The sequence below is a fragment of the Rhodopila sp. genome (assembly GCF_965277825.1).
Taxonomy (GTDB): Bacteria; Pseudomonadota; Alphaproteobacteria; order Acetobacterales; family Acetobacteraceae; genus Rhodopila.
In genome coordinates this window covers 4,581,746-4,605,908 of the sequence record NZ_OZ255846.1, presented here as the reverse complement: position 1 = coordinate 4,605,908, position 24,163 = coordinate 4,581,746, and the positions used below count along the sequence as shown (strand labels likewise).

Annotated in this window: 24 protein-coding genes; 12 read left to right on the top strand and 12 right to left on the bottom strand. The window is 66.3% G+C overall.

The window, feature by feature from the left end; translation table 11 throughout:
* Positions 1-307: 307 nt before the first annotated feature.
* Positions 308-694 carry a MerR family transcriptional regulator gene (locus tag ACQY4T_RS22215; RefSeq protein ID WP_428535121.1) on the bottom strand — a complete coding sequence of 129 codons (387 nt, stop codon included), beginning with the start codon at positions 692-694 and terminating at the stop codon, positions 308-310.
* A gap of 72 nt (positions 695-766) precedes the next feature.
* Here ACQY4T_RS22215 and ACQY4T_RS22210 point away from each other — a divergent pair, with 72 nt between their 5' ends.
* Positions 767-1,423 (top strand): cation transporter, encoded by a 657-nt coding sequence (locus ACQY4T_RS22210; RefSeq protein WP_428535119.1) that lies wholly within the window; start codon positions 767-769, stop codon positions 1,421-1,423.
* A 492-nt stretch (positions 1,424-1,915) separates the two neighbouring features.
* Here the strand turns inward: ACQY4T_RS22210 and ACQY4T_RS22205 are convergent, their stop codons facing one another.
* The 6 genes from ACQY4T_RS22205 to ACQY4T_RS22180 form a co-directional block, all read right to left on the bottom strand.
* Positions 1,916-2,887 carry a protein-L-isoaspartate O-methyltransferase family protein gene (locus ACQY4T_RS22205; RefSeq protein WP_428535117.1) on the bottom strand — a complete coding sequence of 324 codons (972 nt, stop codon included), beginning with the start codon at positions 2,885-2,887 and terminating at the stop codon, positions 1,916-1,918.
* Positions 2,848-5,289: a hypothetical protein gene (locus ACQY4T_RS22200; protein ID WP_428535115.1), complete on the bottom strand. Its 2,442-nt coding sequence runs from the start codon at positions 5,287-5,289 to the stop codon at positions 2,848-2,850. The genes ACQY4T_RS22205 and ACQY4T_RS22200 overlap by 40 nt, the downstream gene beginning before the upstream one ends.
* Entirely contained in the window at positions 5,286-6,245 is a 960-nt protein-coding gene (locus ACQY4T_RS22195) for an alpha/beta fold hydrolase (RefSeq protein WP_428535113.1), read from the bottom strand. Before ACQY4T_RS22195 ends, ACQY4T_RS22200 begins: the two co-directional genes overlap by 4 nt.
* 262 nt (positions 6,246-6,507) lie before the next feature.
* Positions 6,508-6,705, bottom strand: coding sequence for a hypothetical protein (locus ACQY4T_RS22190; RefSeq protein WP_428535111.1), 198 nt, complete (start codon positions 6,703-6,705; stop codon positions 6,508-6,510).
* A 142-nt stretch (positions 6,706-6,847) separates the two neighbouring features.
* The gene (gene dut, locus ACQY4T_RS22185) at positions 6,848-7,303 is read right to left on the bottom strand and encodes a dUTP diphosphatase (protein ID WP_428535109.1); all 456 of its coding nucleotides are present in this window, start codon (positions 7,301-7,303) and stop codon (positions 6,848-6,850) included.
* 77 nt (positions 7,304-7,380) lie between these two features.
* Positions 7,381-8,394 (bottom strand): DNA polymerase III subunit delta', encoded by a 1,014-nt coding sequence (locus tag ACQY4T_RS22180; RefSeq protein WP_428535107.1) that lies wholly within the window; start codon positions 8,392-8,394, stop codon positions 7,381-7,383.
* A 116-nt stretch (positions 8,395-8,510) separates the two neighbouring features.
* Between ACQY4T_RS22180 and ACQY4T_RS22175 the strand changes: the two genes are divergently transcribed.
* Together ACQY4T_RS22175 and ACQY4T_RS22170 are read left to right on the top strand one after the other, a co-directional pair.
* Positions 8,511-10,022 (top strand): PAS domain S-box protein, encoded by a 1,512-nt coding sequence (locus ACQY4T_RS22175; RefSeq protein ID WP_428535105.1) that lies wholly within the window; start codon positions 8,511-8,513, stop codon positions 10,020-10,022.
* A gap of 226 nt (positions 10,023-10,248) precedes the next feature.
* Complete coding sequence (locus ACQY4T_RS22170) at positions 10,249-10,512, top strand: GlsB/YeaQ/YmgE family stress response membrane protein (protein ID WP_428535103.1); 264 nt, start codon at positions 10,249-10,251, stop codon at positions 10,510-10,512.
* Positions 10,513-10,709: 197 nt separating this feature from the next.
* Here the strand turns inward: ACQY4T_RS22170 and ACQY4T_RS22165 are convergent, their stop codons facing one another.
* Positions 10,710-11,456, bottom strand: coding sequence for an SDR family NAD(P)-dependent oxidoreductase (locus ACQY4T_RS22165; RefSeq protein WP_428535101.1), 747 nt, complete (start codon positions 11,454-11,456; stop codon positions 10,710-10,712).
* Between the two features lie 243 nt (positions 11,457-11,699).
* Here ACQY4T_RS22165 and panC point away from each other — a divergent pair, with 243 nt between their 5' ends.
* Positions 11,700-12,536, top strand: coding sequence for a pantoate--beta-alanine ligase (gene panC / locus ACQY4T_RS22160; protein WP_428535099.1), 837 nt, complete (start codon positions 11,700-11,702; stop codon positions 12,534-12,536).
* 149 nt (positions 12,537-12,685) lie between these two features.
* On the opposite strand, the gene eno is transcribed toward panC, so the two are convergent.
* Entirely contained in the window at positions 12,686-13,963 is a 1,278-nt protein-coding gene (eno, locus tag ACQY4T_RS22155; RefSeq protein ID WP_428535097.1) for a phosphopyruvate hydratase, read from the bottom strand.
* Between the two features lie 492 nt (positions 13,964-14,455).
* Between eno and ACQY4T_RS22150 the strand changes: the two genes are divergently transcribed.
* Positions 14,456-15,175 carry a hypothetical protein gene (locus tag ACQY4T_RS22150; RefSeq protein ID WP_428535095.1) on the top strand — a complete coding sequence of 240 codons (720 nt, stop codon included), beginning with the start codon at positions 14,456-14,458 and terminating at the stop codon, positions 15,173-15,175.
* A gap of 62 nt (positions 15,176-15,237) precedes the next feature.
* Positions 15,238-16,320: an amidohydrolase family protein gene (locus tag ACQY4T_RS22145; RefSeq protein ID WP_428535093.1), complete on the top strand. Its 1,083-nt coding sequence runs from the start codon at positions 15,238-15,240 to the stop codon at positions 16,318-16,320.
* Between the two features lie 103 nt (positions 16,321-16,423).
* On the opposite strand, the gene kdsA is transcribed toward ACQY4T_RS22145, so the two are convergent.
* Positions 16,424-17,263 carry a 3-deoxy-8-phosphooctulonate synthase gene (kdsA, locus tag ACQY4T_RS22140; RefSeq protein WP_428535091.1) on the bottom strand — a complete coding sequence of 280 codons (840 nt, stop codon included), beginning with the start codon at positions 17,261-17,263 and terminating at the stop codon, positions 16,424-16,426.
* Between the two features lie 462 nt (positions 17,264-17,725).
* On the opposite strand from kdsA, the gene ACQY4T_RS22135 reads away from it, so the two are divergent.
* From ACQY4T_RS22135 to ACQY4T_RS22125, 3 genes are all read left to right on the top strand, one after another.
* Positions 17,726-18,340: a CHAP domain-containing protein gene (locus tag ACQY4T_RS22135; protein WP_428535089.1), complete on the top strand. Its 615-nt coding sequence runs from the start codon at positions 17,726-17,728 to the stop codon at positions 18,338-18,340.
* 352 nt (positions 18,341-18,692) lie between these two features.
* A complete protein-coding gene (locus ACQY4T_RS22130; protein WP_428535087.1) occupies positions 18,693-19,412 on the top strand; it encodes a hypothetical protein in 720 nt (239 codons plus the stop codon).
* Positions 19,409-19,576, top strand: coding sequence for a hypothetical protein (locus tag ACQY4T_RS22125; RefSeq protein ID WP_428535086.1), 168 nt, complete (start codon positions 19,409-19,411; stop codon positions 19,574-19,576). Before ACQY4T_RS22130 ends, ACQY4T_RS22125 begins: the two co-directional genes overlap by 4 nt.
* A gap of 270 nt (positions 19,577-19,846) precedes the next feature.
* Here the strand turns inward: ACQY4T_RS22125 and ACQY4T_RS22120 are convergent, their stop codons facing one another.
* Together ACQY4T_RS22120 and ACQY4T_RS22115 are read right to left on the bottom strand one after the other, a co-directional pair.
* Positions 19,847-20,848, bottom strand: coding sequence for an LLM class flavin-dependent oxidoreductase (locus ACQY4T_RS22120; RefSeq protein ID WP_428535085.1), 1,002 nt, complete (start codon positions 20,846-20,848; stop codon positions 19,847-19,849).
* Between the two features lie 111 nt (positions 20,849-20,959).
* On the bottom strand, positions 20,960-22,231 hold the full coding sequence (locus ACQY4T_RS22115; RefSeq protein ID WP_428535083.1) for a DUF445 domain-containing protein: 1,272 nt from the start codon (positions 22,229-22,231) through the stop codon (positions 20,960-20,962).
* 161 nt (positions 22,232-22,392) lie between these two features.
* Between ACQY4T_RS22115 and ACQY4T_RS22110 the strand changes: the two genes are divergently transcribed.
* From ACQY4T_RS22110 to ACQY4T_RS22100, 3 genes are read left to right on the top strand one after another with little or no spacing between them, the layout of a single operon-like run.
* On the top strand, positions 22,393-22,800 hold the full coding sequence (locus ACQY4T_RS22110) for a type II toxin-antitoxin system RelE/ParE family toxin (protein WP_428535081.1): 408 nt from the start codon (positions 22,393-22,395) through the stop codon (positions 22,798-22,800).
* Positions 22,800-23,186, top strand: a complete 387-nt coding sequence (locus ACQY4T_RS22105; RefSeq protein ID WP_428535079.1) for an XRE family transcriptional regulator — start codon at positions 22,800-22,802, stop codon at positions 23,184-23,186. The genes ACQY4T_RS22110 and ACQY4T_RS22105 overlap by 1 nt, the downstream gene beginning before the upstream one ends.
* On the top strand, positions 23,183-23,419 hold the full coding sequence (locus ACQY4T_RS22100; protein ID WP_428535077.1) for a hypothetical protein: 237 nt from the start codon (positions 23,183-23,185) through the stop codon (positions 23,417-23,419). The genes ACQY4T_RS22105 and ACQY4T_RS22100 overlap by 4 nt, the downstream gene beginning before the upstream one ends.
* Positions 23,420-24,163 lie beyond the last annotated feature (744 nt).

Sequence of the window (24,163 nt, the reverse complement as noted above, 5' to 3'; positions counted from 1 at the left end):
TCAAGCGTAAGGGTCATCTTTTCGAGGTCAGACAGAACCGCCGGCCCGCGAACCTGATCTCGACATCGATGACTAAAGCCTCGGTAGCTGGTTCGCTGCTGAGTTCCATGACGATAGTGCCGCGTGAAACCGCCCCAGTTTGTCCGTGACAAGCGTGACGGCATCATCCGGCAGGTTTCCGAGGCCCTCGGGGTTCAGGAACATCCAGACATGACGGAGGCCTTGTAAAACGCACCCTAGGTCGGGGTAGCCGGTATCAAGACTCCGCCCCCCTTCGCCAGGAACAGCCCAAACGCCGTGAGTTCATCTATGGCGCAAGCGCTTCCAAAATTCGGCATTCCGCGATCGTGCCGTGACGGCATTGCCCGATCAGAGCATCCAGTTCCCGGCGCAACGCGGCAAGGTCAGTCAGCTTCCGCTTCACCTCCGCAAGATGCGAGCGCGCGATCACGTCAACGGCTTCGCAAGATTGCGCCTTTCGGTCGGCAAGATCGAGCAGCGTCCGGATTTGCTCGATGGAAAAACCAAGATCGCGGGCGCGGCGGATAAAGCTCAGACGGCTGACATGCGCGATCGAATAGTCGCGGTAGTTCCCCGCCGTGCGCAGCGGCGGCGACAACAGGCCGATGCGTTCATAATAGCGGACGGTTTCGGTCTTCGTATCCGCTGCCCGGGCCGATTCGCCGATGTTCATGACGCTTCCTTGACCCTGTAGCGACTACAAGGTTTATATCATCAGCCATCGCAATTTGCCGAGGCGCTTTAGATGGCCTGCTGCCACGACCCCAACTGCCCCGCCGCCGCCCCGTTCGGGTCGCTGAACGGTCCCCGATGGCGGCGGGCCCTGTGGGTCGCGCTGTTCATCAATGCCGGGTTCTTCGTGCTCGAAATCGTGGCTGGCGCTGCCGTTGGCTCCGCCACGCTACAAGCCGACGCGTTGGACTTCTTCGGTGACTCCGCGAACTACGCCATCAGCCTCGGCGTCGCCGGGCTGGCGCTCAGGTGGCGCGCCCGCGCGGCCATCGCCAAGGGCGGCACCATGCTGGCCTTCGCTCTCTGGGTGCTCGGCAACACAGCATGGCACGCCATTTACGGCACCGTGCCACAAGCCGAAGTCATGGGCGCGGTCGGTGTCGCCGCGATGATCGCAAACGGAGCGGTGGCATTTATGCTCTACCGGTTCCGCACCGGCGACGCAAACATGCGCTCGGTCTGGGTTTGCTCGCGCAATGATGCCATCGGCAATCTCGGCGTAATGCTGGCCGCGATGGGAGTATTCGGCACCGGCACCGGCTGGCCGGATGTCATCGTCGCCGCAAGCATGGGCGGCCTTGGCCTGTGGGGCGGTTGGCAGATCGTCAGTCAGGCGCGCACCGAACTTCGCTGCGCGCAAGCTGCGCCGCTCGGCGTGGCGGCTGAGTAGCCGCGCGGCATGACCGCCCCCGCGCAGCCACCGGTCGCTTGCTGCCTCGTCACAGGCGAATATCAAAGCCGCATCGCGTGGATTGAAAACCTGACGCGCCAATCGTTGCGGCGGCATTGCCGCGACGTTTGGTGCTCCGCTTTCACTCTGCGCCCGAGGCCGCTGCCGTAGTGCGCCAGATGGTCGAACAGGAGCAAATATGCTGCGGCTTCCTCACATTCCATGTGGATCAGCAACCCGACGCCATTTGCGTAACCGTCACCGCCCCGCAAGCCGCGCGCGAGGCCGCGGATAGCCTGTTCGGACAATTCCTTGGATGACCCTCCACCCGACGGACCGGGCGTATTTTTTGAATTCTCCACAATACAACACCGGCTGATCCACCCACTTGGCCGATGCATGTCTCAACGCTTCCGGTCTCAACAAAGCAGACCCTCCTGCCTTGCTAGGCACCCGCTGGCACCCGGTGGCCGCGTCTTGCAGTCGCGCGGTCTATTCAGACGCGGGCTTTGCGGCATCCGGCGCCGGTTTATCCGCTGGTCTGTCCTCCGCCGGCTTGGTCGCCGCATCGGCCGCCGGACGATCCGAAACCGTCTCCGGCCGCACCGGCGCGGACTTCGCGATCGCCCCGGTCATCGGAATGAAAAACACCCCAATATCCCGCCGCGAGTGGATCTTGCCGGCCGCATCCTTGCTGTAGACATACAGCACCTGGCCACGCTTGAACGGCTGCCCGATCGGGATCACCAGCCGCCCGCCAGCCTTCAACTGCTTGAACAGATCAGGCGGCGCGAATGTCGCCGCGCAAGTCACGATGATGGTGTCGAACCCGCCCCCAACCTCCGGCCAACCATAATACCCGTCGCCCACCCGGGTATGGACGTTGCTATACCCCAGCGGAGCAAAAATCTTGCCCACCGCCTTGCCCAACGGCTCGATGATCTCGATCGAGTAGGCGGTCTGCACGATGCGCGACAGCAAGCTGCTCTGGAACCCGCTGCCGGTGCCGATCTCCAGCGTGATGTCGCCGGGCTTCGGCTTGCACACCTGGGTCATGTAGGCCTGCCCCAGATAGTCCGACAGCGCCGACCCGTAGCCCAGCGCCCACGGCTTGGGGTTCTCCTCGTAGGCATCGCCCGGCGTCGCCCGATGGTCGGGATAGTCGTAGTGGTAATATTCCCGCGGCACCGCCTCGAACGCCGCCATCACCGCCGGATCGGCCGACCCCAGGTGATCCTTCAGATACCCCGTGATCCGCTGCAACGCCGCCGGCTTGCGCGCCTGGATGGCCTCGAACTGGCTATCGGTCAGGCTCACCGGGCGCCCGGACTGACGCATTGCCTGCTCGTATGCCGCGCGCGTCCAGACCGGCGCCGCGCGCCCGACGCCGACCGGCAACACCGCGGCCGAAGCGGCGGCGGAGATCACTCCGCGGCGGGTGATGGTGCTGCGATATCGTGCCAAACCGACCTCTTCCTCATCGCCGGAAACGCCACCAGCGCGATGGCATAAAGCGCCGCGGCGCAAAGCAGAACCCTGCTGAACCCGGCCGAACGCGCAATCAGATTAGCCAGCGGCGTGGCAACCACGGAAAACGCTCCGTTCAACCCCCACGCCCAAGGCAACAACCCGCCCGACCCCACCTGGTTCAGCCCCAAAGGAAACGGCAACCCCAGAGCCACGGATACCGGCGCGATCAGCCCCAGCAACAACCCCGACCGCAGCACCAGCGGCAAGTTCAGCGTAGCCAGCATCAACGGCTGCAGCAACGCCAGCACCGCCGCGCACCACGCCAACACCACCGCTGCCACGATCACCATCGCGTGCATCTCGCGGTCGATGAAGCGCTCCGACAACAGGCTGCCCAGGCCGGAAAACACCAGCATGCCGGTCAGCACCACGGCGAATCCGTCGGTCCGATCGCCCAGCCAGAAACTGGCCTTCTCGATCAGGTAGATCTCGATGAACAGGAATCCCAACGCCAGCGCCGGAAAATACAGCACAGCCCGAACCAGCCCGGCGCTCGCCGCTCGGATTCGCTGCGGCGCCGCCAGCGGCACCAGCAACACCAGCCCCGCGATCACCACCGCCTGCGCCAGCACCGCCAGGTTGACCAGCGCGCCCACCTCGGTCTGCGGCAGGATCTCCAGCCGCTTCAGGATCGTGCCGATGCGGTCCAGCCGCAGCGCGGCATAAAAGAACGGCCGGTCCAGCGTGATCGGCGCCAGGTTGAACTGCTGCCCCGACGGCGAGGCCTGGCCGGACAAGACCGCCTGCGCCTCGTCGGCGATCGCATCGTCCGGTCCGCCCGATTCCACTTCACCCTTGTCGAAAGAGACCGCCGGTAAGTCATTGTAAATGTTGTTCCGGGCCTGGGCTACATCCAGGCCAGGATACCATGACATGTCGAACGAGCGGTCATCGCAGAACGTGCGTGCCGCGGCGATCCGCGCCGCGCTCCAACCGTCGTGCGATACCAGGATGCGGACATCCCACGCCGACCGATACACCACGACGTGCGCCGCCGGATCGCCAATCCCGGAGGCCAGCAGCGCGGCCCGCACCGTGGCCAGCATGCGCAGCGCATAGACCGGGAAATCGCGGATCGAGACCGGGATCGACACCATCCCCCCCGGCGCCAGCGCGCGCAGGTAGGACACCAAGGCCTCGCGGCTGAACGCCGTCGCGTTGGTCTCCGCCGCATCCAGGAAGTCCGCCGAGACATCGATCACGTCGTAGCGCCCGCCCGCCGTGCCGGCCAGCGGCGCCGACCCGGCCACGCGGACATTCGGCGATGCCTGCAGCGGCATCACCGGACCCAACCCGTGCCGCGTGATGCGCAGCAGTTCCGGCTCCGGCTCCAGCACGCGCACCTGCGCGGCACCCAGGCGCAAAGCCTCGGCGACGCGGAACCCGCCGGACCCGCCCGCCAGCAAAACCTTGGCATGCGGCGCCAACTGGTACGGCAGCGCGTCCAGCGCCGCCGCCGCGTAGTCCGACCGGATCGGCTGCCGCCGCGGCAGCGCGGCGATCCGATTGCCGTCACGATACAGCCCGAAACTGCGTGGTGGTCCCTCGACCCCCAGCATGGCGGCGTTATTGGAGATATCGGTGTCCAGCCGTTCGGTAAAGTCGTCGAGCAACGCGTAATCGCCTCGCGGGCTGTTCACCGAGGCAACGATCTTCGCATTTGGGGTATGCAGCGGAGCGTAGATCGCCTTGAAATCATTATAAGTCGCATGGTCGTCCAACAACAGCACCGCCTCCGCCGCGCCGAACGCCAAAACCGCCGCCAGCAACGCTTTCGCCCGATACGGCGCACCGGCGAACCCCGCCGCCAGCGCCAGCGGCAACAGCAGCAACGGCACCAGGGCAAACCCGCCCACCAGGTACATCGCCCCCAGCATGCTGGCCGCCCCGGCGCCGGCACCGGTCAGGTCGGACGCATAGACGCGCCCGATGCGATCGGCATGGCGCACGAAACACAGACTGATGAACAAGCCGGCCAGGAAGAAGAACGGCAGCAGCGCGGCATAGTACAGGCCGATGTTCCAGATCTGTTGGACCCAGGTCGTGGAATTCTGCAATTGCAACGGGTTGAACGGGTTCGTTGTGGTGAAATGGTAACCCGCCGCCGCCGCCAGCACCAACACCGCCGGCAACCCCGCCAGCAGCCCCGCCGCGCGCCGGGCCAACGCGTCGCGCCACAACGCCAGCACCACGCCGCTCAGCGCGAAGCCGACCATCACGATGGAAATCACCCAGTAGCCATACTCGGACCATTTCGCGATGGCGAAATACCGCGTCAGCGCCGTCTCATACCCGACAGTGGCGAGCGAGACCAAAAACAGCGCGACAAGGTTCACGGCCAGACCGACCGCTGCAGGAACCGCTCCATCACACGGTTGAAACGCGCCGGTTCGTCGACGAACAAGGCGTGCCCGGCGTCATCGAATACGTCCATCTCGGTATCGGCGCGGTGTCGCACAAGGTTCTCCCCCTGCGCAACCCAGCGCGGCCGGATCACGTACAACAACGGCACCTTGGTGGCATAGACCGCCTCGCGCCAGTACGACCGCGGCACCGGGTAGGCCAGCAACAGCCGGCTGGCGGTCTCCGGCGTGTGCAAGGCGTCCTGCGTCAGCCGGTCCAGATAGGCCGCCGGCGGCGGGTGATGAAACATCGCCCGCACGAACGCCGCCATCGCCGCCGCATGGTTCGGCGGTGGCCCGCGGCGCGGCGGTCCCGGCCGATACGGCGCCGGCGGCGGCTCCTCGCCCACCGAGTTATCGACCAGCACAAGACCAGCCAGCCAGCGGTCGCCGGCGACATGGATCGAGGCCAGCGTATCCAGCACCCCGAGCGACCAGCCCACCACCACCACGGGCGCCGCATCGAGGTGCTGGATCAGTTCGGCCACGTCGCGCCCGCGCCGCCGCGGCTCGTATCCGGTTGCCGGCACCGCGGAATCGCCCTGCCCGCGCGGGTCGAACGCCACGACATGATAACGCCGGGAAAACGCCACGATCTGCGGCATCCAGATCCACGCCGGCATGGTCCAGCCGGGCACGAACACCAAAGTGTGGCCGCCGGACGGTCCCGCCTCCAGGTAGTGCAGCCGGACCCCATCGCTCGACAGGAAGAAGTGGTCGGTAACCCCGGGCGGCAACGCCGTCCCCAGGGTCGGCAAAGCCGTACCCAGGGTCCTCAGCGCGGCGACCGAATGCCGTGTCGGAACCGATGCGGCTGGCCGCGCCCAACCGGGGGGCACCCCCAGGCCAACCAGCACAACACCCAGCAGCGCAACGCCAAGCGCCCGCAAGGACCACGAAACGCTCCGCGCCGAAACGTCAAACCGGCACCGACGGATCACCGTCCAGCCGTGCAAGCGACTCGAAGTCAGAAAAATCCTGTGACCCATCACCGGCACAAAGCCAGCAACCACACACCGCTTACAACCAGCAATTAATCCGTTTCCGCCATCGCCTGAAAATACTTCCGGCCGGCGAAGCCAGTCTATCGGACTACGCAATGGAATCCGCGGAATCGGACGATATTGCGCTTACCGGACGATGCTCCGGCGCCTACGCCAGCAGATAGATCGCGAACCCGACCAACACCCAGAACGGCAGCGACAGCGACACCGCGATCAGAATGCCTCTCGCCGCCGACCCGTCGGTATCCGCGGTGCCGCGGAATTCCGCCGCGAGGTTCGGCCGTGCGACCGGCGCTTGGAACGCTTGAGGATCGACCAGTTCGGTCTCGGCCACATATGTCGCCATCTTCGTTTCCCGCCAGAGGCACCGTCCTTGCGGTGCCGAGACACTTACCTTACAGCAACAGATGACAAATCACACAGAAATCTGTGTTCAACTAATCGTGATAATGCTTGCGGCCCGATTCGCCACCGCCGAACCAGACACGCTAAGCGAACCGGCTCCCGGTGCTGCCGAAGCCGCCCGCGCCACGCTCGGTCCCGTCCAACGCATCCACCTCGCGCCACCCCGCGCGACTGACCGGCGCCAGCACCGCCTGGGCAATCCGCGCACCACGCTCGACCACGAACGCCTCGGCCCCGGTATTCAGCAGGATGACCGCGATCTCGCCGCGATAATCCTCGTCGATGGTGCCCGGCGTGTTCGGCAGCGTGATGCCATGGCGCAGCGCCAGACCCGACCGAGGCCGGATCTGCAACTCGTAGCCCGCGGGCAACGCAATGGTCAGTCCAGTCGGGATCAGCACCCGCTGGCCCGGACCGACGGTCACCGGGTCCTGCACCGCGGCGATCAGGTCCATGCCGGCAGCCCCGGCCGAGGCATAGGACGGCAGCGGCAACCCCTCGGCATGCGGCAGGCGGCGAACTTGAACCGGGATCGACATCGCATCACTGTGCCGCGCCCGCCCATCCCGGCGCAAGCGCCACACCGCTTGCCACCAGCGGCCCCGCCTGACCCCGCTCAGGCCGATCCGCGCAACAGACCGATGCCGGCCACGATCGCCTGGCGCTTGTCCAGCGCAAACCGCTCGGTTTCGTCCTGCAGCCTGCACAGGGCCTGCCAAAGCTCGCCCCACGCGTCCAGCGAGCGCAGCCCGACCAGCCGCTGCTGTTCCGGATCGGCCCGCCCCCGCACCGCCTCCCGCACCGCCGCCGCCAGCGCCGCGCGCAGCAGGTCCATGAAGGTGGAAAACCCGGTCTCGCTGCGCCCCAGCACATCGGCGATCTCGTAGCCGCGAGACACCGGCACCCCCGGCAGGTCGGCCAGCAGTCGGTCCACCAGCGCGGCGATCTTCAGCCCCTCCGCCTCCACCAACATGATCGCCCGTCCCGGCGAGCCCTCGGCCAATGTCACCAGCCGCCCCCGCTGATCCGCGCCCAGCCCGGGCAACTGCTCGGCCAGCAACGCCGCCATCTCGTCATCCGCCAGCGGCGTCAGCCGCAGTCGGCGACAGCGGCTGCGGATCGTCGGCAGCAACCGCCCGGGCGCCGAACACACCAGCAGCAGCATCGCCCGCGGCGGCGGCTCCTCCAGGATTTTCAACAGCGCGTTGGCCGAGGCCTGGTTCAGCTCCTCGGCACCATCGACAACCACCACCCGCCAGCCACCCTCGGCTGGAGTCAGCGACATGAAGCCGTTGATCTTGCGCACATCCTCCACCGCGATTTGCGTCTTCATCCGCCGCGTCCTGTCATTGAACACGCGTTCCACGGTCAGCAGGTCGGCATGCGCATGCGCCGCCACCCGGCGAAACACCGGGTCGTCCGCCTCCAACGCCAGCGAGTCCGCCGCCGGCACCCCGGCCAGCAGCCGCCGAGCGAAGCGATACGCCAGGGTCGCCTTGCCCACCCCCTCGGGCCCGGTGATCAGCCAGGCATGGTGCATCCGCCCGGTGCGGATGGCATCCCCGATCTCCGCCTCGGCGGCGGCGTGACCAAACAGCACCGGATTGGCACGAGGCTCAGCGAACGACATGCGGCGTTCTATCGCAGCTTCGTTCGAAGCGGAATGTTCCCGCGCAACGCTCAACTGTCCGCAGGCTGGCGCGACGCAACACGCTGTCGCCGCGTTATCCGCCGATGGCAAACAGCATGCCGCAATCCCCGACCGACCGGACACCGCTGCAACAGATCATCGCCGCGCTGCCCGAGGGTGTCATCATCGTCAACCCCGATCAGACCATCGCATGGGCCAACCAGGCCGCGCTCGACATGCACGCCGTCCACTCGGTCAGCGAACTGGGCGGCACCATCGCCGGCTACCAGGCACGCTTCGAACTGCGCTACCGCGACCGCCAGTTGCTATCGGCGGATGAGTATCCGATGCACCGCGTCCTCGCCGGCGAAACCTTCACCGACCTGGTGGTCGAGGTGATCCGCCCCGCAAACCAACCCGCAAACCAGCAACGCCATGGCGTTCACCGCATCCGCAGCCTGGTGCTGACCGATCCGCGACAACGCCCCGACTGCCTGGCACTGATCATCGACGACGAAACCGCGCAGTTCGACGCGGAAGATCGTTTCGAGCGCGCATTCCAGGCCAATCCCGCCCCAGCCATCATCGCCCGCCTGTCGGACATGCGCTACGTCAAGGTCAACCAGGGTTTCCTGGAACTGACCGGCTATCCGCAAGACGCCCTGATCGGTCGTTCCGTGCATGAAATCGACGTGCTGGAAGGCGCCCTGCGGCGCGAGCTGGCGATCGAGCGTCTGCACGCCGGCAGCACCATTCCGCAGATGGAAGGCCACCTGCGCGTCGCCAACGGCGCCTCGAAGATGGTGATCGTCGCCGGTCAGCCGCTGCAGATCGGCGACGAGGCCTGCATGCTGTTCACCTTCGCCGACCTGCACCCGCGCAAGCAGGCGGAAGACGCACTGCGCCAGAGCGAGCACCGGTTCTCGGTCGCCTTCCGCATGGCGCCCGGCCCAATGGCGATCATCGCCCGCGACAGCATGCGCCTGCTCGACGTCAATGACGCCTTCACCGCCGCCACCGGCTGGCGGCGCGAGGAAATCCTCGGTCGCGGTGAAGCCGAACTCCGCCTGTGGGGCAGCGGCGCGGCACGCGACGAATTGGTCGGCCTGATCCAGCAGACCGGCCACCTGCGCCCCACCGATATAAGCTGCCGGATGAAGGACGGCCGCACCGCCGACTTCCTGCTCTCGGCCGAGACCGTCGCCATCGGCGCCGAACACTGCGTGCTGACCGTCATGCTCGACATCACCGAACGCAAGCAGACCGAGGCCGAGCTGCTGGCCGCGATCGAGGCGGTGATGCAGGACACCTCCTGGTTCGGCCAGAAGATCGTCGAGAAACTCGCCAGCCTGACCCGGCACGGCGCAGCCGACAGCCCCGGTCCAAAGGTCAGCGACCTGACGCCGCGGGCGCGCGAGGTGCTGGGGCTGGTGGCCCAGGGTCTGTCCGATGACCTGATCGCCGCCCGCATCGGCATCAGTCGGAACACCGTGCGCAATCACGTGTCCGCGATCTACCGCGCGCTCGGCGTGCAAAAGCGCAGTGCCCTCGTCGTCTGGGCGCGCGAGCGAGGTCTTGGCGCACAGGAAAAACCCAAGTCAAAGCAAAGCCGAACCCGGGCCCGCTGATCGATACCATGCGGAATGTCATGGTCGCATAGTGATTTTGAACTACCCCAACATCGCCCCGATCGCCGCTTTCTATTTGATTTAACAGCCGAACCTGTACCATTGCGCAGAGTTAGCGCCGCATGCAACGCTCGATTAACCGGCGTTGTGACATTACTTCGTATCGGCCTTAATCGCGGCGTGGGTAGCCACAGGGTCCGCGCCGCCGTCAACCAGGAGGGAAACCATGTCTATCGTTGCTTGGCTAATACTGGGACTGATCGCCGGCTTCATCGGCAGCAAGATCGTCAATTCTTCCGGCGAGGGCTTGCTGCTCGACATCGTGCTCGGCGTCGTCGGGGCCATCGTCGGCGGCTTCCTGTTCTCGCTGCTCGGAGCGGCACCGGTCACCGGGCTCAACATCTACAGCCTGGTCGTCGCCGTGGTCGGCTCGATCGTGGTGCTGGTGATCTATCACGCGATCACTGGCCGAAGCCGCACCGTGCTCTAGTTGATGATCCAGGGCGCGCCGCGCCCACCCAAGGCGCGGCGGAAGTCCGTTCGATAACGCAACTGATCTTCTACGCCCAAACGGCGGCGACCTTCGGCGGATTATCCCATCGCCGAAGGTCGCTGCCGCGTCTGCGCCAGGACACCGCTGAACGAGCCCGACCGCGCTGAAAGAGCCCGACCGCGCTGAACGAGCCCTCAGTGCATCACATCCCCACCGTTCGGCGACAGTGTCGCGCCGACAAAGAAGCCGCCCTCCGGCCCAGCCAGCAACAACGCGGTCGCGGCGATTTCCTCCGGCCGGCCGAACCGACCAGCGGGCAACGCATCAATGAATGCCTGTCGATCCGCCGGGTCCATTGTCGCGGTCAGATCGGTGTCGATCGGCCCCGGCGCGATCGCATTCACCCGAACCCCCTTCGGCGTTGCCTCCCACGCCAGCGCCCGGGTCAGCCCCATGATCGCGGCCTTGGCAGCCGAGTAGGGCGCCGAATTGATCGCCCCCTTCAGCCCGCGCTGCGAGGCGACGTTGATAATGCAGCCGCTGCCGCGCGCCGCCATCGCCGGATACACCGCCTGAGCCATGAAGAACATGCCCTTCAGATGGACATCGACGATGCGGTCGAACTCGGCTTCGCTATAAGCCTCGAACGGCTTGCGGATGTTCATCCCGGCGTTGTTGAACAGGATGTCGATCGCACCAAAATCGGCGGCTGTTTCGGTAGCGAAGGAACGGCTGGCGGCAATGTCGGCCACATCGACCGACCGATGCGTCGCCCGCCGCCCCAAAGCTCGGATCTCCGCCGCGGTGGCCTCGGCTTTCGCGCCGTCGTCCAGATGGCAGAACGCAATATCGGCGCCCTCTCGTGCAAACAGCAGCGCCGTGGCTCTGCCGATGCCGCGCGACCCGCCGGTGATCAGGGCGATCTGGTTGTGCAGTTTCATCGTGCATGGCCTCCTGGGTTGCCTGCGCGCCCCACGCCGACGGTGCAACGCACCTGTTGCCTGGGCGCCCCCACGCCGACCGTGCAACGCACCTGTTGCCTAGACGCACCCACGCCGACCGTGCAACGCACCGGATCGATGTTTCGTCGCATGATCGACGCAACTCGACCGCCCCAAGCCGCGATCGTGCTCTGTGCATGAGGCCTGTTGCCCGCCGCCGCCACACCACCCAAGTTGGCGCCCATGTTGGTCCTTCGAACCCTTGCCGATCTGCATGCCGCCTGCGCCGATTTGCGTCGCGGCGCCGAGCCGCTGGCCCTGGTGCCGACCATGGGCGCGCTGCACCAAGGCCATCGCGCGCTGGTGCGGGCCGCGATGGCGTCCGGCGCGGCGACCGTCGCCTCGATCTTCGTCAATCCGCGGCAGTTCGCCGCCGACGAAGACCTGACCCGCTACCCACGCGACGAGGCGGCCGACCTGGAAGCCCTGCGGGCCGAGGGCTGCGCCCTGGTCTGGCTACCCGATATGACAACGATGTATCCCCACGATGAAGCAACGACCATCACCGTAACCGGCCCGGCGCAGCACTGGGAGGGCGCGGTCAGGCCCGGACATTTCCGCGGCGTCGCCACGGTATGCGCCAAGCTGTTCGGCCAGGTCCGCCCCGACCGGGCCTATTTCGGCGAAAAGGACTGGCAACAGGTGCAGGTGGTGAAGCGCATGGTCGCCGACCTGCTGCTGCCACTGCGCATCGTCGGCATCGAGACGGTGCGCGAAGCCGACGGCCTGGCGATGTCGTCGCGCAACCGCTTCCTGTCCGCCGAGCAGCGCACCCAGGCACCGATGCTGATCGCGGCACTGCGTGACGTGGCCGCGCGTCTCGCCGCCGGCGAAACGACCCCCGCGCCGCTGGCCGACGCCCACGCGGCGTTGCAGCGCCAGGGCTTCGCGGTGGACTACTTGGCGCTGGTCGATGGCGAGACCCTGTCACCCCTCGACTCCGCCACCCCAGGCGCTCGGCTGATCGCGGCGGCGCGGTTGGGAACCGTGCGCCTGCTGGACAACATCGCGGCTGCATAGGACACGAGGCAGAGTCCTGGGCGCCCAGAACTTTCATATGAAATCTTTGGTTCGCGTAAACCAACCAGCATCATCATCAGACAGCCGAGTAAACCGCCCCTAGGAACCCTTGATGCCCGCGTCGTTGCAGGATCGCCGCGGACCGCCGCCTACCCGCGCAAAATCGTCGATCCGGCATAGCGCGCCGCGTCGCCGATCTGCTGCTCGATGCGGATCAACTGGTTATACTTTGCCGTCCGGTCGCTGCGCGCCAGGCTGCCGGTCTTGATCTGCCCGCAATTCGTCGCCACCGCCAGGTCGGCAATGGTGGCGTCCTCGGTCTCCCCCGAACGGTGGCTCATGACCGCGCCCCACCCGGCGCGCTGAGCGATCTCCATCGTCTCCAGCGTCTCCGACAGCGTGCCGATCTGGTTGACCTTGATCAGGATGGCGTTGGCCGACCCCAGGGCGATGCCGCGGCGCAGGCGTTCCGGGTTGGTCACGAACAGATCGTCGCCCACCAATTGCACCTTGGCCCCCAGCGTCTCGGTCAGCAGCTTCCAGGTCTCCCAATCATCCTCGGCACAGCCATCCTCGATCGAAACGATCGGATAACGGCTGACCAGGTCGGCGTAGTAGCCGACGATACCGGCCGAATCCAGCACCTTGCCCTCGCCGGCCAGATGATAGCGCCCGTCCTTGAAGAACTCGGTGGAGGCCGGATCGAGCGCGAAGGTGATGTCCTCGCCGATCCGGTAGCCGGCTTTCTCGACCGCCTTGGCGATGAAGCCCAGCGCCTCGTCGGCGGATTTCAGGTTCGGCGCGAAGCCGCCCTCGTCGCCGACATTGGTGTTGTGTCCGGCGTCGTGCAGTCCGTTCTTCAGCGCCTGAAATACCTCCGATCCCATCCGCACCGCGTCAGCCAGCGTGGGCGCCGAGATCGGCTGGATCATGAACTCCTGGATGTCGATCGGATTGTCGGCGTGCTTGCCGCCATTGACGATGTTCATCATCGGCACCGGCAGGGTGCGGGCATAAGCGCCGCCGATATAGCGATACAGCGGCTGCCCCTGGTCCGACGCCGCCGCCTTGGCCACCGCAAGCGACACCCCAAGGATCGCATTGGCGCCGAGCCGAGCCTTGTTCGGCGTGCCGTCCAGATCGATCATGATGTTGTCGATGACGATCTGTTCGGTCGCCTCGATGCCACCCAGCGCCTCGAGGATTTCGCCCTCGACGTTGCCGACCGCGGTCAGCACCCCCTTGCCGCTGTAGCGGGATTTGTCGCCGTCGCGCAATTCCACCGCCTCGTGCGCCCCGGTGGACGCCCCCGATGGCACCGCCGCGCGCCCCAGTGCCCCGGAATCCAGCACCACATCGACCTCGATCGTCGGGTTGCCGCGGCTGTCCAGGATCTCGCGGGCGGTGATATCGGCGATCGCGGCCATGGCTTGGGGTCTCCGGTCGTGAATGGACCGGGTGCCTATCATCTTGACCCCGATGTTGCCAGCCCAAGCCGCTTGATCCCGATGTTGCCGGCCCAAGCCGCGCCCACGGCTCAGGGCAATTGCATTTGCCGCAAGCGCACGATGCCGGAACCACGGATGCGGAAAGGACATGCAACCCGGTTTTCAGCGTAACTCCAATCTGCCTGCATTGGCGCGCATCTGCGGTTTCAAACCGCTTCTCTTGGTCACGCCGCGTCCGGCAGATGGCGCCGACAGAGAATCCAAGTGCGATGACCCTCCCGCCCACGGCGCCGTCTGATATTAATCGCCGCGCGCCATCTGATGTTCACCGCCGCGCGCCGTCTGATGTTCACCGCTGCGCGGCGTCTGGCATTCATCGCCCCGACGCTATCTCACCTTCATTTGAGAACAGGATCGTTCGCCTCGCCCGCGCGCCATCCCACCTTCCCACAAGCCGGAAAGGAGAGCCGCGTGCAACAGTCTCGATCCTATAAACCGTTGGCCCTGATCACACTTGCCGCCGCTTCCCTGGCCATCGGCTCCCAGTGTGCATCGGCGGCGGCGGACCCACCGTTGCAAAGCTACTACCATGCCGGGGCGTGGGATGCGTTCAGCGGCCGCAACGCCAATGGCGGCGCGGTGTGCGGCGTCGGCACCACCAACCCCGCCGACCACCGCCGGCTGTCGATCCGCTTCGACATTGGCGGCGCCAACCGGATGTTCTCGGCGACCAAGCCGGGCTGGTCGATCCCGGACAACACGCCGATCCCGGTGGTGATGCAGCTTGGCCTGAACACGCCCTGGACCGAGCAGGCGACCGGGCACGCCAACAGCATCGATTGGTCGATCGACCCGGCGGCCACGCAAACGTTCGATCAGCAGTTCCGTGCCGCGCCGTCGATGACGCTGACCTTCCCCGACGGCAATGAGCCACCGTGGACCATCTCGCTCGCCGGGTCCTCGGCGATCAGCGCAACCTTCAGCCGCTGTGTCACCGACCTCACGCGCCAGACGCAGGCACTGCGGCCGCCGCCGAACAGCGCTCCGTCGCAGGCCAACCCGCCGGCAACCCAGCCGTTCAGCCCACCCGCCGCCACGGCGTCCCCCGACGCCGCCCCGCCCCCCGACACCGCGCCGCCCGCGGCGGCTCCCACCGATACCCAACCCGGCGTGCCCCCGCCGGCGCACTGACCCCGGCTTGAGCGTCGAGCGTGCCCGTGCGGTAATCCGCCAACTGGATTTCCGGGGGAAAAATGACCTCAACCCAAGCTCAAACCTCCTTCGGCAGGATCTTCCCACCGCGCGACGCCTGGCTGGCGAAAGCCCCGCCCGAACCGATCATCGACCCCGACCTGCCGATCATCGACACCCATCACCACCTTTGGCACCGCACCGCCCCAACCCAAGGCGAATCGTGGCACGTACCGGCATTCCGCTACCTGATGCACGAATTCCTCGCCGACTGCGCCACCGGCCACACCATCGTCGGCAGCGTGTTCCTGCAGTGCCACTCGATGTATCGCGCCACCGGACCGGCACCGATGCGCCCGGTCGGCGAGACCGAGTTCGTCGCCGGCATCGCCGCCATGGCCGACAGCGGCGGTTACGCCAAGACCCGGGTCGGCGCCGGCATCGTCGGTTACGCCGACCTCACCGCCGGCGACTGGGTCACCCCGGTGCTGGAGGCCCATATCCGAGCCGGCGGCGGCCGCTTCCGAGGCGTGCGGCACTCCGCCGGCCACGACGCCGACCCGGTGATCGGCAACAGCGCCCCCGGCATCCAGCCCGGACTGTACCTCCGCCCCGATTTTCGCGCCGGCATGGCCCGCCTGTCCGCCCTCGGCCTGTCGCTCGACGCCTGGTGCTTTCATCCGCAACTGCCCGACATCACCGACCTGGCGCGGGCGTTTCCCGCCAGCAACATCATCGTCGGCCACTGCGGCGGCCCGCTCGGCTACGGCCGCTACGCCGGCCAGCGCGACGCAGTATTCGCCGACTGGAAGCGATCGATCACCGACCTGGCGAGCTGCCCGAGCGTCAGCATCAAGCTGGGCGGCATGATGATGCGCCTGGCCGCCTACGACTACCTCGCACTCGACGCACCGCCATCATCCGAACAACTCGCCGCGCACTGGCGCCCCTATGTCGAGACCTGCATCGAACGCTTCGGCGCCAACCGCTGCCTGGCCGAAAGCAACTTCCCGGTGGAGAAAATGGGCATCGGCTACGCCGCCCTGTTCAACGCCCTGAAACGTCTGGCCTCCGGCTGTTCGGCCGACGAAAAGGCGGCGATCTTCGCGGGCACGGCACGGCGCGTCTACCGGCTGGATTGCTGAACGGGAACCCGGGTCCAACGCTGCCGCGGCCGCATCAAGCGCCGAACGCAGCCGCCGACGGTGACAAATGCAACAACCCCGGCGGGATGACCGCCGCAACCCGTCACCCCGGCTGCTTCGCCAGCCGGTCGAACGCCGCCAGCCGCGCCACCAAAGCCTCCATCTGCCGCAGCGGGATCATGTTCGGACCGTCCGACGGCGCCCGGTCCGGATCGGGATGGGTCTCGATGAACACCGCCGCCACCCCCACCGCCAGCGCCGCCCGGGCCAGCACCGGGGCGAACTCGCGCTGACCGCCCGATGAGGTCCCCTGACCCCCCGGCTGCTGCACCGAGTGCGTGGCATCGAACACCACCGGGTAACCCGTCGCCGCCATGATCGGCAGGCTGCGCATGTCGCTGACCAAGGTGTTGTAGCCGAAACTCGCGCCCCGTTCGCACAGCAGGATGTTCTGGTTGCCGGTGCCGGCGATCTTGGCGGCGACGTTCGCCATGTCCCACGGCGCCAGGAACTGGCCCTTCTTGACGTTGATCACCCGCCCGGTCTCCCCCGCCGCCAGCAGAAGATCGGTCTGCCGGCACAGGAAAGCCGGGATCTGCAGCACATCCACCGCCTCGGCCACCGCCGAGCACTGATCCGCCGTATGCACGTCGGTCAGCACCGGCAGCCCGGTCGCCTCCCGCACGTCGCGCAGGATCCCCAGCCCGGCCGCCATGCCGATGCCGCGCTCTGCCGACGCGCTGGTGCGGTTGGCCTTGTCGAAGCTCGACTTGTAGATCACCGGCACGCCGGTGCGCTCGCCGATCTCACGCAGCGCCTGCGCCACCTCCAGCGCGTGCGAGCGCGACTCGATCTGGCACGGTCCGGCGATCAGCACGAACGGGCAGCGGTTGCCGATCGCCATCCCGCCGATTCGTACCACCCGGTCGATGCCCGCATCCATCCGCCGATCTCCCTCCAAAAGCCGCGCCAGCTTCCTTGACCCACCAGCACCAACTCCCGATTCGAAGCGCGACTCCGGTGCCAACGCCGTGCAGCAAGATTGAAGCTAAGCCATATTTATTGGCCAATCATCATGAAAGCCTATTTTTTAGGACAATGTCCCTATTTTTCAACGTTATCCACAGGGCCGATACGACGAAATCCGATACCGCCGCCGATTCTGCCGTCGCGACGGGTTGTCACCTCTGCAACCCTGCTGTTACCGCCAGACCTATCTACGGTGGTCGGGGGATCGAGTCCAATGCGGGCGGCGAAATCAGGAACAAAGACATGGCTCTTGGTTTCGGTCTTACCGCTCGGTCTCAGTCTGCTCGCCACCTCCGCCACCGCCGCGCAAACCCGGTCGAGCCGCGCCATGATCCGCCCGACCGCGTCCTTGCAAGGACACCCGATCCGCAGCCGGATGCCCTCCACAGCCGGTGTGTCCTACCGCACCAACCTGCGCGACGAGCCGTTCGGCTCCATCTCGTACGGCATTTCCTGCGTGCCCTACGCCCGCCAGGTGTCCCACATCATGGTCCCCGGCAACGCCTGGCAATGGTGGAAGAACGCCGAGGGTGTCTATGCCCGCGGTGATCAGCCCGAATCCGGCAGCGTGCTCAATTTCCGCGCCAACAGCCGCATGCAACTCGGCCATGTCGCCGTCGTCACCACGGTGGTCAATCCGCGCGAGGTCAGGGTGGACCAGGCCAATTGGCCGACCCGCGGCTACTATGGCGCGGTATCGCACAACATCGCGGTGGTGGACGTCTCCGAGGCCAACAACTGGTCGGCCGTCCGCGTCGAACTCGGTCACAGCAGCCGGTTCGGATCGGTCTATCCAACCTACGGATTCATCTATAACCGTCCGGACATCGGGTCGACGATCTCCAGCGTGACCCGTCCGGCGCCACAGCCCGCGATCAACCAGGTGCCGTCCGATCTCCGCCCCGCGGCGGAGCGGCCGTGGCATACGGTGGAGGAAGTGGCCGAGGCGCCGACCGATCAGACCCGCCGCGGCCATCGCACTCAGCAATAGACCCGCCCGCCTTTACCGGCTCGGCCATCGGCTTGACGGGCTATCGTCCCGGCCGCACGGTCGGCAAACAACATCGGCCCAGCGCCGCTGTCGCAGTTGCGCCGAATGTCACCGCTGAAATCATCCAGATGTCCGGTCATGCATTGTCCCCCGGACCGCGCGATGCCGCGATCGCTTGGTTGCAATTGGAACTATAAATTGGCAAAAGGCAATAATAGCACCGCTAACTCCCTGATAATACTTCCATGCCAACAAACCGCTCGGGTGGCGCCCGCGCTCGGGTGTCGCAAGACGGTTGCGACCTTGCAAAGTCTGACGCTATGACCTTCAGCAGCGAAGGAGATCCTAGCGCATGGATTGGCCGGCCTTGCTGCCTCTGTTTCTCACCGCCGGGGTGGAGTGGGTGGAAGCGTTCACCATCGTGCTCGCGGTCAGCCTGACCATCGGCTGGGGCGCCTCCTTGGCGGCGGCGGCGGCGGGGCTTGCCACGCTGGCGGTGCTGACCGCGTTGACCGGAGGGGCGTTCAGCCTGGGGCTGAACCTGCATGTCATCCAGTTCGTCATCGGCGTGTTCCTGCTGCTGTTCGGCGTGCGCTGGCTGGCCAAGGCGATCGCCCGCCAGGCCGGCCTGAAACCGTTGCACGACGAGGACGCCGAATTCCGCGACACCCAAGCCACCGTCAGCAAGGGTGACTGGTTCGCCGCCTGGCTGATCGCCTACAAGGGCACCCTGCTCGAGGGGCTGGAGGTCTGGCTGCTGGTGGTGGCGTTCAGCCTGCACAGCCAGGCCTGGGTGTCGAACGCCGGCGCCGCGCTGGCCGCTCTGCTGGTGGTGTTCGTGGCCGGGCTTTCGATCCGAGCACCGCTGCGCCGGGTGCCGGAAAACACGATCAAGTTCGTGGTCGGCGCGATGATCGTTTCGTTTGGAACGTTCTGGACGCTGGGCGCGTTGGCCGGCAACGTCTGGCCGCTGGGCGATTGGACGCTGCTGGCGCTGGAACTGTTCTTCCTGGTCGGCGGCCAGGCGCTGGTGCCGCTGATACGCGCCCGGCCGCGGCGGGCGGCGGCGTGAAGGCGTTCGCCAAGACCCTGTTCGGAGACAGCCGCAACCTTGCCGGGGTCGGCCTGATCGTGGCGGTGGCGGCGGTGCTGACCGGGCTTGGTCTCGCCAATTGGGCGGTGTTCGCGATGCCGGTCACGGCGCTGACCGTGGCCGGCTGGCTGGCCGACCATTGACCGGCCGGCCAGCGCTTTCCTGACGCTGCACTTGCCCCCGGCCGGCGGTTGGACTTGCTACCCGGCCGGCCGTTGAACTTGCCGCCCCGGCCAGCCGTTGAACTTGTCGCCCGGCCGGGCCGGCCGCTGGACTCGCCGCCCGGGCCGTTCGTTGGACTTGTCGCCCCGGCCAGCCGTTGGACTTGTCGCCCGGGCCGGACTTTGGACTTGCCGCCCCGGCCGGGCGTTGGACCGCCAACGACCGCGGCCTCCGCCGGGCGCCTGACGAAGCTACCGCATCTGATCCGCCAGCAGGGCATAGGACCGCCGTCGGGCCGCTGGATCGTGCAGGGTGGTGAGGATGGCGATCTCCTCGACCTCGTGCTGCTGGGCCAACGCGCGCAATTTGGCGCCCACATTATCGGCGGTGCCGTAGAAGGATCGTGCGCGCAGCCGCTCAACGCGGGCGGCCTCGGCATCCGAGTAGGCGTGGCTCGCTGCCTGCTCAGGTGAAGCCAGCGCGGTGAACAGGCCGCGGTCGCGGTTCAGCCGCCAGATCTCACGCGAGCGGAACAGGTAGTCGGCTTCCCCTTGGGTCTCGGCGGCCATCGCCCAGACGCACAATGCGGCGTGCGGAGCGGCGTGGCGCGCGCTCGGCCGGTATCCCTGGCGGTAGATTGCCACCGCCTGTTCGGCGCCCTGGCCATCGGTGATGAAATGGGCGAAGCAGAACGGCAGACCGAAATAGGCCGCGACCTGGGCGCCGTAGTCGGAGCTGCCCAGCACCCAGACCTCAGGCGTGGTCGGGCCCGCCGGTTGGGCGCGGACGTCGCGGAACGGATGGCCCTCGATCAGCTTCTGGCCCGACAGCCAGGCCAGCAGATCGCGCATGTCGGCGGGGAACTGGTCGGCCGCGGTGTCCGCCCTCGGGTTCAGCGCATAGGCGGTCAGCCCGTCCGATCCGGGTGCTCGTCCGACGCCCAGGTCGATGCGCCCGGGCGCGATCGCATCGAGCACGCGGAACTGTTCGGCGACCTTCAAGGCCGAGTAATGCGGCAGCATCACGCCGGCCGAACCGACCCGAATGCGCTGGGTGGTGGCGGCGATCGCGGCGATCAGGATTTCCGGCGCGGTACCGGCCTGACTATCCGAGTTGTGGTGTTCGGCGCACCAGTAGCGGTGGTACCCCAGCGCCTCGCAATGCTGGGCCAGCGCGATGCTCTCGCGGATCGACGCATCCGGCGAGCGGTCGGCGACGATGGTCGATTGATCCAGCACCGAAAGTCTTGCCATGCCTCGATTTCTCCGCCGCTTGGTTCAGTTGCCTTGTCGCATGATTCACCCGGCTTGTGTTTGTCGCATGATCCACCCGGCGTGAACCTTCCGCCGAAGCCGCGATCGTGCCTAGAACGGGGTCTGGCCGAACAGCGTGTCCAGCACCGCGTATAGCAGTCCGCCGATCAGGAAGCCGACGATGGTTCCGTTCATGCGGATATATTGCAAGTCCTTGCCGACGCGCAGCTCCAGGCGGTCGACGATCGTTGCGCTATCCCAATTCGCGACCACCTGGCCGATGAAGTCGGCGATGCGCACCTGGGCGGTGGGCAACAGGGTGCGCACCAGGCCCTCGGCGGCGGTCTGCAGCCGAGCGCGGGCCAGCGGATCGGCTTCCAGGATGCTGCCGAGGTTGCCCAGGGCGTCCTGGATGTAGGGCACCACCCGGCCGTTCGGCTTGGCGATGTCGGCCTCCAGCCCGGCACGCAGGCGCGCCCAGATGTCCCAGATCCAGGTCTGGATGGTTTCATGGGCAACCACCCGGCGGATCGCCGCGCCGACCTCTGCGGCGCGTTCCGGCTCGGTTTCCATGCGGTTGATCTCACGCCGCACCCATTCGTCGAACGCGGCGCGCAGTTCCGACCCGTCGGGGCTCATTTTGTCCAGTTCGACGTTGATCACCGCCAGCACGCGGCGCGCGATGGAGGCGCCGAGCGCCCAGCCGACCAGGCGGCCGCCTTGTTCGCGCACGCGTTCCTCGATGGCGTGGCGCAACGCGCCCTCCCGCCCGCCGAGGGTGGTCTTCAACTGGCCCAGGACGAAGCCGAACACTTCCTGGTGGCGGCCGCCATCGACCAGGCTGTGCAGGGCGCGGGCGACGACCTGGCCGGCCGCCGGACCGCCGACGATCCGTGGCAGCACGCGGGCCACGATGCGGCGGGCGCGTCCGTCCTCGACGGTGGCCAGCAAACGGGGCAGCACGCCGGACAGGGCTACGGCGGCGGGGCGGGCCGAGGCCGGATCGGCCAGGAAGCGGGCCACGATACCGGGCAGGTCGAGCCGGGCCAGCACGTTCGACACCTCGGTGCTGGTGAACACGTGGGTGGCGACGAAGCGGCCGAGCGCTTGACCCAGGCGAAGGCGCTGGTTTGGGATGATGGCGGTGTGCGGGATGGGGATGCCCAAGGGGTGGCGAAACAGCGCGGTGACCGCGAACCAGTCGGCGACGCCGCCGATGAACCCCGCCTTGGCGGAGGCTTGCAGCAGTCCGCTCCACCAGCCGGGCGGGATGAAATAGCTGGCAATGGTGAGGCAGGCCATAAGGGCCAGGAGACCGGTCGCGAAGCTGCGGTGGCGGCGCAGGGTGCGCCGGGCCAGGGTATCGGGATCGGGGTTGGTCATTGGCGGCTTGTTTAGGCGCGTGGGTTGGGTGCGTCTAATCGGGTTGGGCTAGGACGGCATCGCCGCGGTGCGGGGGGCGCCCCGGGCGCCGCCGTGGCACGATCATCCGCCTATACGGAGCACACGCCGGGAACTGGCGTCGATTGGGGCGGGATGAAGTTATGCTCTTGACATCATATTGGTCTTTGGTTCATTATGATGAGGTGGACTGGGATGTTCTGGCGCATGAGGCCTTTGCCGATGAATTCCGGGCGTTGGAACCAGAGGTCCGGCGAGGAGTTTCCATGCTCATCGGCCTGCTGGAGCAGTTCGGCCCGCATTTGCGGCGACCCTATGCCGACACGCTGAACGGCTCGCGTTACGCCAACATGAAGGAGCTGCGTTTTAATGCGGCCGATGGCGTGTGGCGCGTGGCTTATGCCTTCGACACGGCGCGCAATGGCATTCTTCTTGTGGCCGCCGACAAGTCAGGGCAGAGCAGCGGGCGATTTTACCGGCAGCTGATCGCAAAGGCGGACGCCCGTTTCGCGGACCACCTCACCCGGCTCGACAAAAAAGGAGGCAGATGATGGCGATTCCATTCAAGGACTTACTGAATGAACTTCCCGAGGAGGAGCAGCAGGCCATAGCGGTGGGCACCCGCCAGTTGATCGACGAATATCTGACGCTTCAGGACTTGCGGAAAGCCCGCGCCCTGACTCAGGAGCGCATGGCTGAAATGCTGGGCATCAATCAGGAAAGCATCTCCCGCCTGGAAAAGCGGAGTGATCTGCTGCTTTCCACCTTGAGCAGCTACGTCACCGCCATGGGTGGACGTCTGCAGCTAGTCGCCGAGTTTCCCGACCGGCCGCCGGTCATCCTCGCCGGGCTCGGCGCGGCAGATGACGCCGCATCCAAACCGGCGCGTGCCGGGAAAGGCAACAGGGCCACCCTACGCGATGCAACGCCTGCATGACCTGGCACTATCGTGTTCTTCGCCATCCGGGCGGCTTGCTTGCCTTGCACGAGGTCTATTGTGACGAGGCAGGGCGGCCGAACGGCTATACCGGGCAACCAATGAGCTTTTGCGCGGATGCCGACGACGGGCCTGACGGGATCATCACATACCTTGAGCGAGCACTGAGCGATGCGAAGAACCGGCCAATCCTCGCAACCTCTGATTTTCAGGAGCGCCGGGACGCGCGATAACGGCTATTGTGGAAATGATACACCGTTCTGAAGCTCACGATATGGCTACCCGTCAGAGTCTCGGTCCGGTACAACGCTGGAAGACTTGCCGTTGTTTAAGAGGTAGACACTATGTCCGAGCAGAGCGAGAGTCCGTCATAGTATGAGGTCAGTCTTCTGCCAGAAGAAGCATAGGTTTGTGAAAGGACCGGCCGCACTCATTTTCAGGATTTCGATATAGTCAACTTCCTAATTTCGGTAAAAGGCCAGCTCTGACCCGAAAGGCGTTATGGAAGCTTCATCTCGCTGGACCAGGAACGTTCGTGCGGCGACTCCTCCGCGCAAGAAGCGCTGAACCATTAGTGCTAATAGTGTATCAGCCTAGCTGGACCGTCGCCCCGATCCAGTCCCGGATTTCATGAGGATAACCGCCGACGCTAGGGGATGGATCGCGGCAGGCGTAATTCAGTTCTCCTTTGAACCGGCCGAACGCCGCACAGTCCGCCCGCATGCCCCGTCCCGGCCAAGCTGCCGCTCTTCGCGAACTCCGCTTCGCTGATCCGCGTCTGCCTCGACCGCAACGAATGGCGCTTCTACCGGCTCGAGGTCAGGCAGACGGATGCGGGGCCGATCGGTTGATTGTCCAGAGCGACGATTTGACCAGAAAGGAACAGCCCTGCGCCTTCCGGCCAGGCTGAACGCCTCCCGCAGCCTAAGGAACCTCCGAAACAGCAAGTCCCACTCGACACGGTCACGGATCGATCT

Bases quoted from the DNA above. Each gene is read 5' to 3' on its own strand.
- ACQY4T_RS22105 (WP_428535079.1), top strand. From the start codon at position 22,800: ATGGCGATTCCATTCAAGGACTTACTGAATGAACTTCCCGAGGAGGAG.
- kdsA (WP_428535091.1), bottom strand. From the start codon at position 17,263: ATGGATGCGGGCATCGACCGGGTGGTACGAATCGGCGGGATGGCGATC.
- ACQY4T_RS22135 (WP_428535089.1), top strand. From the start codon at position 17,726: ATGCCCTCCACAGCCGGTGTGTCCTACCGCACCAACCTGCGCGACGAG.
- panC (WP_428535099.1), top strand. From the start codon at position 11,700: ATGTTGGTCCTTCGAACCCTTGCCGATCTGCATGCCGCCTGCGCCGAT.
- ACQY4T_RS22190 (WP_428535111.1), bottom strand. From the start codon at position 6,705: ATGGCGACATATGTGGCCGAGACCGAACTGGTCGATCCTCAAGCGTTC.
- dut (WP_428535109.1), bottom strand. From the start codon at position 7,303: ATGTCGATCCCGGTTCAAGTTCGCCGCCTGCCGCATGCCGAGGGGTTG.
- ACQY4T_RS22130 (WP_428535087.1), top strand. From the start codon at position 18,693: ATGGATTGGCCGGCCTTGCTGCCTCTGTTTCTCACCGCCGGGGTGGAG.
- ACQY4T_RS22175 (WP_428535105.1), top strand. From the start codon at position 8,511: ATGCCGCAATCCCCGACCGACCGGACACCGCTGCAACAGATCATCGCC.
- ACQY4T_RS22110 (WP_428535081.1), top strand. From the start codon at position 22,393: ATGCTCTTGACATCATATTGGTCTTTGGTTCATTATGATGAGGTGGAC.
- ACQY4T_RS22180 (WP_428535107.1), bottom strand. From the start codon at position 8,394: ATGTCGTTCGCTGAGCCTCGTGCCAATCCGGTGCTGTTTGGTCACGCC.
- ACQY4T_RS22215 (WP_428535121.1), bottom strand. From the start codon at position 694: ATGAACATCGGCGAATCGGCCCGGGCAGCGGATACGAAGACCGAAACC.
- ACQY4T_RS22165 (WP_428535101.1), bottom strand. From the start codon at position 11,456: ATGAAACTGCACAACCAGATCGCCCTGATCACCGGCGGGTCGCGCGGC.
- ACQY4T_RS22120 (WP_428535085.1), bottom strand. From the start codon at position 20,848: ATGGCAAGACTTTCGGTGCTGGATCAATCGACCATCGTCGCCGACCGC.
- ACQY4T_RS22115 (WP_428535083.1), bottom strand. From the start codon at position 22,231: ATGACCAACCCCGATCCCGATACCCTGGCCCGGCGCACCCTGCGCCGC.
- ACQY4T_RS22145 (WP_428535093.1), top strand. From the start codon at position 15,238: ATGACCTCAACCCAAGCTCAAACCTCCTTCGGCAGGATCTTCCCACCG.
- eno (WP_428535097.1), bottom strand. From the start codon at position 13,963: ATGGCCGCGATCGCCGATATCACCGCCCGCGAGATCCTGGACAGCCGC.
- ACQY4T_RS22170 (WP_428535103.1), top strand. From the start codon at position 10,249: ATGTCTATCGTTGCTTGGCTAATACTGGGACTGATCGCCGGCTTCATC.
- ACQY4T_RS22100 (WP_428535077.1), top strand. From the start codon at position 23,183: ATGACCTGGCACTATCGTGTTCTTCGCCATCCGGGCGGCTTGCTTGCC.
- ACQY4T_RS22210 (WP_428535119.1), top strand. From the start codon at position 767: ATGGCCTGCTGCCACGACCCCAACTGCCCCGCCGCCGCCCCGTTCGGG.